This is a genomic window from Natrialba sp. INN-245 (genome assembly GCF_009807105.1).
GTDB lineage: Archaea > Halobacteriota > Halobacteria > Halobacteriales > Natrialbaceae > Natrarchaeobius > Natrarchaeobius swarupiae.
Genome location: NZ_WUBV01000009.1, coordinates 20604 through 33078, shown reverse-complemented (window position 1 = coordinate 33078; position 12475 = coordinate 20604). Strand labels below are relative to the sequence as shown.

The window sequence follows — 12475 nt, the reverse complement described above, 5'->3', positions numbered from 1 at the left end:
GAAGGTGTGCCTAATACCATCCAAGCAGACAGTTCGATCAACGAGGACCAGCTCCTTAACTTCCTCGTCAATCGTGTTGACGAGGAGGTCGAACTCGATCTCGCTCCAAACGCTGAAACGACGTCTGAAGATATTTGCGAGGTCCTCGTCGGCGCGTGCGCCGACGGGACCTCGGTCTCGACACTCTGTGAGAAGAGCGAAGATTCACCCCACCACAACACGGTTCTCTACCACCTCCGTGAGAAGTTCGACCTGGAGTCGATCGAACGAACCGGCAATACGCTCCTTCAAAAGGACGTCCTCGATGTACTTCCCGAGCAGGTGGAGGTCTGCGCAGACCTCCACCTGCTGCCCTACTACGGTGACGAGGACGAGACAGACGGCCTCTATCATTCGGAAGCGAAACGTGGAACCACTGTATTCCACGCCTACGCCACACTCTACGCGCGTGTGACGAACAAACGATTCACGCTGGCAGTGCGCCGTCTCGAAGACGGCGACACTGCCAGCAGCGTCCTCGTGGAGTTTCTCGGTGTGCTCGACGGCCTTGATCTCAGTGTCAAGGCCGTCTATCTTGACCGTGAATTCTACGACAGCAAGTGTCTCACGTTGCTTCAGGCGCACAACCATGCCTACGTGATGCCAATCGTCCGCTGGGGAAGGACGATCAAGCAGGAACTCTCGGAAGGCTGGAGTCGCGTCATCCAACACGATCTGACGGCTAAACTCGACGGTCACAGCTGGACCGTCGAGTTTCCCGTCTATATTGACTGTACCTACCAGAACGGACGCTACGACGAACACGGCGTGGCGCGTCACGGCTACGCCGCTGACGCGCCGTTCATCGACACACCACGAGACGCTCGATACCACTACGCGAAACGCTTCGGTATCGAGGCCAGCTACCGGTTGTCCGAACAGAGTATTGCGACAACATCGACGCAAGAGCCAGTCGTACGGCTGTTGTACGTCGTGGTGAGCCTGCTGTTGCAGAACGTCTGGCGATATTTACACTGGGAATACGTGGCGACGCCCCGCCGTGGCGGGCGTCGCCTCTGGTCCTGGCCGTTCAAGGAGTTCATCAACATGTTCCGACGGGCAGCGTGGACGGCCCTCGCGGTGCGTCGGGCCGTCCCCACAAATCTGCCACCGGACGATCGGTTCCAGCGGTAACCACCGACCGAGGAAGCCCTGCTCGTGAGTGGCAATGCCGTCGCGTCGGCGGCTGATCGCCGCCGACAGCGACAGCTCTCTCTTCGATCAGCGTAGTTCACCCACTGGTGATGACTCGTCAGGACGAAACTGAAGACTCAGATCGAATTAGCTGGTGACGCTTTGTGAGGTACTGATTCTGTTTCCCAGTCCGCACCAGCGACGTAGATATAGAGAATTTCACTTGTGGAGCGTTCATAGGTGATCCACTCTCGTTCATCGCCTCCCCTCGAGTGGTAGATATTGATATCGAACGTCCCATCGTCCCAAAGCTGTACTCGACACGATCTCGGTTCCGGAAGTTCATCTCGAGCGATCTCTTGCATTCGATCAATTAACGGTGCAAGTTGGCCCATCGGCGGAATCTGGTCGGTTGTCATGGTGTGAGTGTCACGTTCTCCCGCCGCAAGCGGGTGCGCGAGTACTGCACATTGCTATCTACCGGAACGGACTCCGCTCTCGTCGAAGGCGATGGATCGACAGAGACACCCACGGCTGCGAGAAAACGTTACGCGACAACAAAGTAATAGAGTGATAAAGTTCTGTTGATTTTTGGAATTGATTCTTCAACTGCGGTCACTGCACGTTCTCCATCTCGTCGGTCTGGAGCTCTTCAAGACGTTCCACTCCGTACTGCTCGTCTGCAGCCTCGTGATACTGGTGTAGCCGGTAGGCAGTTTCGAGGCGCTCCTCGTCGTCTGTAATCGCCCAGTATGGATGCTTGTGCCGCAAAGGCTACGCTCTTTCAGTCGTGAGAGGATTGCACTGGCGGCGTCCGTATCCAGCTTGAGACGCTTAGCGATCACCGCTGCCTTCCACGCACGATCGTCGTTCTCGTCAAGGAACGACTCGATCCGCTCGGTGTTGTTTCGCTCCTTGAATGCGTCGTCGTCGCCGTTCTCGAACTCGTCGATATCGATGAAGCCGCCCGACATAGATTGGTGTTGGTACTGTTGGAACATATCCATTTGGAGCGTCTGTTACGAAGATAATAGAGGAGAATATATTCAAATGATCTCGAGATTAGATACAGATCTATCAATCTCTTTCGCTGTGGTTTCACTTGTCCCGGACGTGATTCAGTCCGTTTATCGAGCAAAAGCATATTCGATAGATACCTCTTGGCTGATGGCACCCCATATGGACGAGGAAGATTATCGCTTTTGCAGCCGATCGATTGCCTCTTGAAATCGAACAGGATCGGTGTCTCCCTGTTTAGCCGATTCCTTCGCAGAGCGAATCTGAGAGTTGATCAATTTATTCTGTTGGCGTGACCACTCCGCATCGTCATGGGTGCGAACGTACTCTGCCCACTGCTTGATAAATGCGCGGCGTTGCTCAATAGACTTGGTCTGGCTTTTATCAAGCTCGTTTGAGTTCAGCATAGTAGTCTTCAACACCCAGTTCAGTGACGTACACTTCGAGTTCCTCCGTGTTAAATTGTTCCTCGAAGGTAAAGTAGAGGTGGAGTGCGTCTTCGAAATATTTTCCGTGCAGACTCCCTGCTTGTTGTGCGAGCCGAAGTTTATATGCAATCTGGAGTTCAATCGGGCTAACCGCAATCTGACTGTCGTCAAACTCCACCGTCAACGCGTTATCGAGTGCTTCACGTTCGAGATCATTTGAAACGAACCACGTCTCAAAGTTAGGAAACATCTCTCCGTCTTCAGCGATTCGAATCCGGTCTTCATCACTCAACAGCGAGTACATATCATCCAACGGCATCGCCATTCCCCAGTAACCGCTATCTTTCAGGACCGAAACAAGCTGTTCCGTTTCTGTCTTTGAAAGAGGCTCGAGAATGACATCGATGTCTTCAGTCGCCCGTGATCGGCCTGTAAGAATTGCTACGTACCCGCTCACAATGACGTAATTAACATCACATGAGTTCAAAACACGTGTAAACTCGATCACCTCTTGATCTAGCTCCGAGAGAGTCCTCGAAAGCGAGAGTCGCTCATCACTCAGTTCCATCAGTTCTTCCTATGGGACCGATAAAACGTGTATCTACGGGTTCTCAGACTACTCATTCGTCTCGCCGAATAACTGCTTTGTACGGTTCCAAATTGAGTCCTGCTCCGTAACTGTCTCATCGTCAGTCCCGAACGCCGAAGGCTGATCACAATCCTCGGGTTGTTCCATACAGGCCTCGAGTGCCTCTCGAAGCGTCTGATTCTCTGACTCGAGTTCCTCGATACGGGTGTCTTTCTGCTCAAGCGTCGCCTCGAGGTCCGACACCCGCTCACCCAAAAGCTGATTCTTCTCGGCCAGATAGGCGGCCTGTGCGCTGTTAGTTTCCTCCGTAGTTCGATCAGTCGTCGATGTGGGATCCTCCCGAGTATGACTCTGTGTAGTTGTCGTCTGCGCACCCACATCACATGTTCCGCTCTCATTCGACGGATCATATACATCGTTCGTATTCGAAATCGCCCGCTCGACCGTCTTCTCACCGTATGTTGAGCCATCGCTATAATGGACGTCGTCCCACTTGTCTCGCATCAACCCTGACTGCCGGAAGAGGTGATCGACTCGAGCGGCGTTGCCACCAGTCCAGAACACCAGCAAACAGCACAATGCCATGTCTGCTTCTGACTGACTCTCGTACCCAGCAGTCGAGCCACGCCACAATCGATCGAACTTCTCCCCGTTGCTCGCCGACCGTGCTTTCTCGAGGAGTTCCTCGTCCTCAAGTTTTAGTGACTGATCACAAGCTTCAGTGTCCGGTGGCTTACCGTCGACGCCGTCAGCCCCATCACTCGTCTCGGACGCGATGAACTCCTCGTGAACTGCCTCGAGTGCCGCTTGTCGTCCGATAACCGACGTCGGCGTTCCACCGACATGGTCTGTAGTCACCGTAAAGAAGCGAGCGTGATCGTATATCTCGATCGACCCATGCCGGTTCCGACCATCGGGAAGGTCGCCCTCGAGGATCACGTGATACCCCGTTCCTGATGGCGAAACCTCGGTGAATGAATCCAGCCGTTCAATGATCGACGGCGCCGGTTCGAGTGGCTTGCCTGTCTCAGGATCGCGGCAGTCATCCAAATCGACCCCAACGAGTGGATCCGTCGCCGTGAAGACGAATCCGACTCCCTTGGCTGCACCTGTCCCCGCATACTCGAGTGCCCGCTCAAGAGTAGACCACGTTCGATCGTCCATCGTCGACGCGAAACTACCAGTCTCTGGATCCACTGGTACCTTCGTCGATTTCCCATCTCGATTTTCCGCTCGCCAACAAATCCACTGTGCCCGCTCCAGGAGTGTTTCCGGTATCGCTTCAACATCGATAGGTGGTGTGTTCTCACTCATTGTTCTTCGCTACAGATTTGACTCCGCACTCCTCAGGAGTCAAACAACTCACTATATCGACTATTCCCCAACTCGAAATCCCTCTACCAACGGGGTACTCCCTCTCTATACTAGTTGGTTTTTGCCGTGAGAATCGCAGGTTGGAAGTAAAAATCGCCTGACTTGAGGGCCTTACGGCAAATGCAAATACCGTAAGACCTCGTCTGAGAATTTCAAGATTGCCGTAAGAGCGGTGAAACCGTTGATATTGCCCGAATGAGGGTGTTTGGTTAGATGTGGAATCGAAATATCGTAGCGTCTTTTCCACTGATACATAAGGGAGCCTACAATGGTTGAGTGAACAGTTACCCCTTCTCCAACAACGCCGTCTCGTACAAAATGACCCGATCATTGATCCTCCGCTTGATCGAGTACCAACCCCACATAACACCGGACTGTTTTTCCATCTCGATAGACCGTTTCGCGCTCAAACTCAATGTGGTCCCCAAGACGACGAGCAAACCAATTTTTGCTCTCGACTGAAATTTCATGGTTCGTTGCCCACATAACATACGCATCATAGACCTCATCCGGTGTGAGAGAATCATCCTCGCCAGTACGAAGACGGGCGTCGACAAATGCGGAAATCGCAGCATTTGGATCGTTGTATGCTTCCTTGGGGATAGTGTTGGTACCACCTTGTTCACTCCCTTCGAAGCTGTCGGGCCTCGCTTCCGGTAGACCTAGATCGGTTTCTAACTCTGGTTTCGAAAGCCATTCGTGAATCTCGGCGAAGGGCGTTATCTCACCGTTGTCGTAGATGACGAGAGAGTTGCCGTCATTCTCGGTAGATCCTAAGACAAGAACAGCGTACTCGCGACCGTTGAAATTAACTTCTGGAAGGTCAGATTCAGGGACAAACGGACGCTTGATCCGAGTCCATTCACGCTCAAACTCCGTCTTCGTCTCGTAGCGGTGTTTCTCGGCGTTTTCATAGACGACGAACTCGCCACTGGTCTGATTATAGCTGTAGACAGCTGGGACGTCGGCCCGTGTGAGTGACTCAAATGAGGTGACCCGAGTGAGTTCGTCTTCATTTTCATCGAGAAGAACGTATGATTCGTCGTCCTGAAGCCAGTTAGTCCGCCTCGAGCCATTTGTGAGGGGGCGAACCGCGGTAACGCCTTCCCGTTTGTGTGCGCCACCATCAAACGTAAGGTGCGAATCAGTAGTATACAGACGGATCTCTCCGGACTTGAGCGTGTTGACGGGCGATGAAAGGATTCGTTCGACACGGGCAGCTGTAGATAACCCGTCCTGATGCTCTTCTTTCGATCCAGCGACGACAAACAGAGGGATATGGCCAGCGTCGTGTGCGCGTTTCAGGTTCTGCAAGACCTTCACCGGATTCTCTGGCGTCGTTGACTCTACTTCTATGTCGAAGACGTGCTCAGAGTCGGGGTGTGTCGCTCGAGCGTCGGGTTTTTCACTGCCATCTTGGGTGAATACCGTGATACGAAAGCCGTGTTCGGCCAAGACACGCTCAACATCGAGGAGTATTGCATCATGTTCATCGCCACCCGCCGCTCTGACATGTCCTGTATCGGGCTCAGCCACCGCTTCACCCTCGTCAGTGAGTCGGACAACAATGTCGTTTCGTTCTGAATCGAGTGTAACCTCAATCAGGTGCGATCGCTCACGGATTTGACCAAGCTCTGTAATCGCAGGTGGGTCTGCATCAACGGCTTCGAACCGTTTTCGAAGCTTGAGATCCACTCCTGGAGCAGCCACCCAACCGTTCTCTTCGCGAACTCCCTTTTGGAGTTGGACGCTTCGAATAACTGTCGCAAGTGCAACATCGAGATCGTCTGTGGGGAGGTCGAATTCATCGCGAACAGTCGCGGGTGTCTGACTACTGGGAGGTACATTTGTTACAGTGCCGTACTCGGTATCTGCACGATCATGGATTCTTTTGAGCGTCTCCTGAAACTCCTGTTCTTCGCGAGCGGTAAGTGGATACTCACTCTCGGGATGACCAGGTGGGATCGGAAGCGGAGACAAACTGAACGGCTCTGGACCGGTCTCGCCGAATGTCGGACTGGGGAGGCGAACAATCCACTCACCACGTGGAAGCGACCGAATCCGGTTGGCAAACTCGACGGGATCCATATCCTCGTGAGCCATCACCTTTGCAATCTCGTTGTCGACGGCGATCTTGCCGATGATCGGGCTCCCGACGTCGTTGAGGACGTTCAGGTAGACCTCTCGACCACCCTTGACGTCGAGTTGCTCGGGGAACTGCAGTGAGAGACCAACAGAGAGCCGAAAGCTTCGTCCTTTTTCCAACAGCGTGTTCATTACGTCAGAGACGGCCAGGCTCGAGGCCTCATCGATAAGCAGATTGACCACATAATCGTCCGGCTTCCGTTGAAGATCATCCCCACGCTCTTTCAGCGCGTTGTAGAGCTCTGTCAGGATCACACCGGTAATCGCCTTCGCCGACTCATCACGAAGACCACTGAGATCGAAGAGGATGACCTTCCGATCGTCGAGGACATCACGGAAGTCGAACTGCGGCTCAGTGTTGTTGAACACTCGGCGGAGATGCTCGTCCTGGGAGATGTAGTCGAGGCGATTGCTCACACCGCCCATTACGGTCGCAAATGTGTTCGGATCGAGCTGCAGCTGGCGGTCGATCCGCCGTTGTACCTGTGGGTTACTCGAGCGTGGTGCAGCGCCCTCCTCGGGCTCTGGTGGTCCGGCACTCCAGAGTTGATCGACGATGTACTCGAGTTGGTCGTGGGCGAAGTACTCCTCACTTTCACGGTAGCGCCCGTTCTCACGGCCGTACTCGTCGTCATAGAGTGTCTTAATGAGATACTTGATGAGCGTTGGCGCAACAACTGCTCGTTCGTAGCGCTCCTTCCCCATCACCATCTTCAGAATCTCTTCGTAGTGATCCGCCTTGTTCTGGACTGCATCAATACGACGGACCCCGTTCTCGAGTTGGCGCTCGATGTTGAAGAACGCGAATCCGGGGAGTACCTTGGGAATCGGGAAGTGCAGGACGTTCTCCTCGAGGTCGTCAACACCGAATCGACGAGCGTGGGCTCGCATGTAGTCCTCACAGAGGCCGTCACCCTTTGCGTCGATCAGGATGATCGGCCCGTCGGTCTGGTCGTATAGCGAGAGCTTGTCGTTGGTCAACGATTTCGACTTTCCGCCGCCGGTCGTTGCCGCACGGACGTAGTGGGTTGGAAGAAGTGAAGGGGGGATTCGCACTGGGACATCCTCTGGTTCACCGTTTTCATCGAGTGCATACCCGATAGCCATCCCTGATTGGAACTCTTCCATCAGATCTGGATGCGGCCTTGGCAAAGGATTCCGAGATCGCTGTTCAGAACGTGTTCCACGAGTCCCTTCAACAGTGAGATCCTGAGACGAGGGAACGATGGTTAGATTTGCGAGTTCATCAGCATTCAGAACGAGATCGGGACGACACTTTCCACGACCCGTGACGAGGGTGGCATCGAGAACCGCCTCTAGAATCGACAGTGCACGCTTACGTTTTCGCCGTTTGAGAACCCCCTTTGACCGCAGACGTTTTCCTTCAAGTTGATAGAACGGGCCATCAAGTGGTGTCAACGACTGTGCAAGCTGATCGAGTCGACTTTCGACACAATCCCGATTGCTACCTGGAGACTCATTTGTTGCAAGTGCCACTGCCCGTGCGTTGACAGTGAACGTCCGCTTTGGATGTTTCATCTCGATCCGATCAGCGCGGTCCCGAGCTTCGATCCCAGGATACTGTTCCCGATCATCAGGGTCGACAGCGCCGACCTCGAACAGTGGCCCAATATATCGTTGACAAAATGTATCACGACCGTCTTTGAGGTCCTCCTGTCGGATCACAGCGTCGTCAATCCAGTTGGGTTTGCGTTGCCAGACAACCTGAAAGGCGATCAGGGATTCAATCTCCGTCAGATGGTCGATCAGTGTCGCCAGTGGGGGCTGATCAGTATCGTACTCTGTCGGGTCTGGTTCACGGTTTGTGAAAGATTTGAGCGTCGTCATCCAGTCTCGTTTGCGTTCAGCCCGACCGTACCACTGGACGCCGATTGGCTCCGTTTCCTCGAGTGAGGAACGGCTGAAAACCGTTTCCTCTGATGGATCTGTGGGCGGTGCTGATCGATCCTGTATTTCTTTTTCGTCGAACTCGATTTGGTGGCTTTTCTCGTTATCGTTGACTTTCTCACTCTCTACTTTCGAATTGGCATTCTCCTTCTCGATGGTCGGATAGCCACCATCAGTTCGTTCAGGAGCGTCCTCATTTGATGGGGGAGTCTGCAACTCTCCTTGTCCGAGGTCCTCTTGAGACGCTGCTCTCGGATACTCGGCTGGCTTCATGAGTGTCTGCTCGAGACTGAGTTCGCTACGCATTACGTCGAACGTGGTCGGATAAATCGTTCTGAGACGCTTCTCCAACGTCTCGAGATGTGCTGCCTGATCGACGCCGTAGTAGAACTCAACCGGTTCGTCGTCACCCTCACTGATTGCGAGAAACTCAAATGTTGGCGGTGACGTATCCGACAGCGGATTCAACCGATTCGCAAAACTGCCTGCATCTGGATTCGTCAGAGTATGCAGGCTCTCGAGTGCGGTTGGAACTTCCCCCAACTCTACTTCCTCTGATGTTGGCGTCACCTGAATGTATTCAGTCATCGGATCCAGCACCTTCGTCAGTCCATGTCAGAAGTTCAGAATTCGTTTCAATATGCTCTTCAATGGATGATTCACGAGTACCCGACTGTTCTAGAGCAGAACTACCTGGGAGCGCAGTTCGAGACTGTTCTTTAGGGTCGAAGTCGATCACAGCCTTCTCTTTCTCGAGGGCGTGTACCTCGATTCCACGCCAGTCACCGTCGACACCGACGAGCGCTTCGGAATAGCCGATATCCTCGCTGCCGGGCACTGCATCTTGAATGAAACGCATCTGTGCTGAGTTCAAGCCCATTTCGTCTGCCCAGTGCTGATCCATGCCGTCGAGGTGATGGAACTGCTTGATTGCACACTGGTCCAGTATCGCCTCGGATTCGGCGTGCTGGAAGAACTCGTCGACAGTCTGGGTCACCATCCGAATCGAAAGGTTGTGGTGACGATGGTGACGAAACACAATCTCGAGATACTTGAGACTCGCTGCGTCCTGCATCAGGTATCGAGCTTCGTCGATGACGAACACGACCTCCTTCTCCGTCTCTTTCGCCCGTTCGTAGACCAGTGTGATCAGCAACTGCATGATGAGACTTGTGCTCCCGCCGAGGCTCCCCTCCTGTTGGGCCAGGTCGAGATAGATCACCTTCTCGTCGCGAAGGTCGAACTCGGTTGGTCGCCCAAGATTTTCGTAGCGACCATCCTCTGCAAAGGAGCGTAACTGATCGATCAACCACGTCGCATCCGACTCGATCTTCCGGGCCTCTTCGTCCGTTCGGACGACGAATCCCTCCGGATTGTCCACCATCTCCTCGAGAATGTCGAGGACGTCTCGCAGCGTCGGGCTCTCGTTGTAGTGTGTCGCGATGTCGTCCGTAATACCTTTTCGAGCGTACGCCTCTTCGATTGCCGTCTCGAGTGTGGTTCGCCGATCACCGAGTTGGATTCCACGACGCGCAAAATAATTCGAGAGGAAACTCATCACACTATCGAGCTTTTCGCGGTAGGGACTGGCGTCCTCACCCATTGCCCGCTGGATCCGTTCTGGCGTCGGCTTTAATTCAAGCGGGTTTAGTCCCATCTCTCCGCCGACCGTGATCCGTGAGCCACCAAGTGCTTCGGCGACACCAGCCCAGTTGTTCAATGGCTCAAGGATAATCCCAATCCGATCTTCACTTTGCTCCATCGAGCGGATAAAATTCTGTTTTGCACCGAAGCTCTTTCCGGATCCCGGATCGCCAATCGTGAACATCGCATACCCATTTTCACGAGCAAACGGATCGATCACGACCGGACTTTGGGTCTTTCTGTGGACACCAAATTCGACTCCACCCTCCTCAAGAATGGTTGCATTGTGCGGCGATGCCAGTAATGCACCAATGGCCCCACCAAGCGATATCGCTTCACGGCCAAAGGGATTTGATCCGATCGGTGCTGCCGCCTGAAGCGCCAGATCTTGTTTACAGATGGCAGTCTTCGGTGAAAGACCAGCTGGTTGTTCACGAAGGCGACTTCGAACAGTTCGAACGGACTCGCGAAGCTCGTTTTTCGTGTCTGCGCGAACAGTGATGAACATCCCCTGGCTGAAGACTTTGCTCCCGTTCTCAACCGCTTTGTACGTCTCAACCGCTTCGTTAGCTCGATCCCGTAGGTAAGCACTTCGAGAGCTCTGCTCGAGCTCTGCATCGACCTGCAAGTCGTCTGCTACACGCTGGAGTTCGTCACGGGCTTGCTGCTGATTTTTTGGTGTGATATGGACCGTCAGATCGAACTCGATATCGGTCAGATCAACCAATTCGTTAAGATAGCCGTCTTTCGGATAGTCTGGATAGTCCGCAATATACAGCGTCGACGTCCACTGCTCACCAACCTGTGCAACCCGTGTTTCCCACGAGATTGCGCTCGGTGCAATAGCACCTTTGTGTCGTTCGGAGATTTCGTTGAGGACCTTCCTCTCAGTGTCTCCAGTTTCGACCATGTCTTTCTCAAGAAGATCCGACAAATCCACTTCGTCCTCGTCAGTCCGTGCTTGTCCACGATAGTGTGCGATACCAATAGCTCCGAAAACAAGCAAGAGGAGAAGGCCACCACCGACCATGAGGTATCCTGTGTCGAAACTAGTGAGGACATCGACGAATACGGGGACACTATACATCGTTTTCCCTCCGCTGGGAACTGACGACTGGCTGCTCGCGAACGGCGTTCGCTGCCTCGTCGTATTCGTGTTCTTCACCAGTCCAAAAGTCCATTGCAAGGACGAACAATTCCACAGTACTCAGTCGTCTGGCTGACCAACCCGGTGCTTTCTGAACGAGTTCGGTTTGGATTGCCCGGCACCGACGATCGAGTTTCTCGAACATTTCCGCTCGAAGCTCTGCATCGCTGAAATTTTCGCGGCGTGTGACGAATGGGTTGAACAGAAATCCAATTACTGGGAGTGTCATCAACCTTTCAGCCGGAGATTGTTCGTCTCGATAGCGGTTGTAGACTTCAAGAGAGTTGACTTCAACGCCGAGAAAGTAACGGATTTGTTGAGCGCCATCGAGATCTCGCGGTCGCTGCGCACGGTACTCTTCGAGGAGTTCTTCGAAGATAGGGTTGTCAGAGACATCATCATCGGTAAGCCGTTTATCGATCTGTGTGATGAGGTCTGCAACTGGAAACGACCGGGTTGTTGCGTGGAATTTGAGAGGAGAGTCAAGTTCTTTGTTTGCGAATTCGCTACCGAGTTCCTGAATACGAGCCCAGTCACCACTCATCGCGAAGTCCATGTTTCCAGGCTCGAGCTCGAGGAACGCTTCCATCGATCCATCAGCCCGCTGCACTGCACCTGCTCCCGGCCACGCTCGCTCGATATTCGTGAGATCCTGCGTTCGCTCGTCAGGAGCAAATGGTGTGTAGTTGATAACACCGCCCTCGTTGCGTACTGAATTCGAGTCCTCTCGAATGTGTTCGTCATTTTCGGGAACGCTATAGGTGACCCGTGGGCGCTTGCAGTAGTAGCGATAGAGATCCGTAAGCCACGTCGCCGCCGAAAGGTGTGGTGGGCTGGCATACACAGAGGCAACGCCCAGTGTGATTCCGATGAGGACTAGGGGTAAGACAAGACCGTCGACACCAATTAAACCACCAAGCAGAAGGGAAGCAATCGGTAAGCCAAGGAGAACATAGACATCTCCTTCATCGATGTTAACGATTGGAATACGGTTTTCTTCACCCAATTCATTCATAATCCGCCGTGCTGCTGCATCTCGGTCTGTCATTG

At 53.5% G+C, this 12475-nt stretch carries 6 protein-coding genes and 1 pseudogene; 1 reads left to right on the top strand and 6 read right to left on the bottom strand.

Annotation, left to right across the window (positions count from 1 at the left end):
- Positions 1 to 6 precede the first annotated feature (6 nt).
- Positions 7 to 1173, top strand: a complete 1167-nt coding sequence (locus GRS80_RS03215; RefSeq protein WP_343161425.1) for an ISH3 family transposase — start codon at positions 7 to 9, stop codon at positions 1171 to 1173.
- Between the two features lie 615 nt (positions 1174 to 1788).
- Here the strand turns inward: GRS80_RS03215 and GRS80_RS03210 are convergent.
- The 6 genes and pseudogenes from GRS80_RS03210 to GRS80_RS03180 all read right to left on the bottom strand — a co-directional run bounded on the left by GRS80_RS03210 (position 1789) and on the right by GRS80_RS03180 (position 12473).
- Positions 1789 to 2147: pseudogene (locus tag GRS80_RS03210) on the bottom strand (MarR family transcriptional regulator).
- Positions 2148 to 2574: 427 nt separating this feature from the next.
- Positions 2575 to 3186, bottom strand: a complete 612-nt coding sequence (locus GRS80_RS03200) for a hypothetical protein (RefSeq protein WP_160046308.1) — start codon at positions 3184 to 3186, stop codon at positions 2575 to 2577.
- Between the two features lie 48 nt (positions 3187 to 3234).
- Positions 3235 to 4521: a hypothetical protein gene (locus GRS80_RS03195; protein WP_160046307.1), complete on the bottom strand. Its 1287-nt coding sequence runs from the start codon at positions 4519 to 4521 to the stop codon at positions 3235 to 3237.
- 387 nt (positions 4522 to 4908) lie between these two features.
- Positions 4909 to 9222, bottom strand: coding sequence for a conjugal transfer protein (locus GRS80_RS03190; RefSeq protein WP_160046306.1), 4314 nt, complete (start codon positions 9220 to 9222; stop codon positions 4909 to 4911).
- The gene (locus tag GRS80_RS03185; protein WP_200840312.1) at positions 9215 to 11365 is read right to left on the bottom strand and encodes a VirB4 family type IV secretion system protein; all 2151 of its coding nucleotides are present in this window, start codon (positions 11363 to 11365) and stop codon (positions 9215 to 9217) included. Before GRS80_RS03185 ends, GRS80_RS03190 begins: the two co-directional genes overlap by 8 nt.
- Positions 11358 to 12473: a hypothetical protein gene (locus GRS80_RS03180; protein ID WP_160046305.1), complete on the bottom strand. Its 1116-nt coding sequence runs from the start codon at positions 12471 to 12473 to the stop codon at positions 11358 to 11360. Before GRS80_RS03180 ends, GRS80_RS03185 begins: the two co-directional genes overlap by 8 nt.
- Positions 12474 to 12475 lie beyond the last annotated feature (2 nt).

What these genes read in the sequence shown, in the direction of transcription:
- GRS80_RS03185 (WP_200840312.1), bottom strand. Translation starts at nt 11,365, where the DNA reads ATGTATAGTGTCCCCGTATTCGTCGATGTCCTCACTAGTTTCGACACA.
- GRS80_RS03180 (WP_160046305.1), bottom strand. Translation starts at nt 12,473, where the DNA reads ATGACAGACCGAGATGCAGCAGCACGGCGGATTATGAATGAATTGGGT.
- GRS80_RS03195 (WP_160046307.1), bottom strand. Translation starts at nt 4,521, where the DNA reads ATGAGTGAGAACACACCACCTATCGATGTTGAAGCGATACCGGAAACA.
- GRS80_RS03200 (WP_160046308.1), bottom strand. Translation starts at nt 3,186, where the DNA reads ATGGAACTGAGTGATGAGCGACTCTCGCTTTCGAGGACTCTCTCGGAG.
- GRS80_RS03190 (WP_160046306.1), bottom strand. Translation starts at nt 9,222, where the DNA reads ATGACTGAATACATTCAGGTGACGCCAACATCAGAGGAAGTAGAGTTG.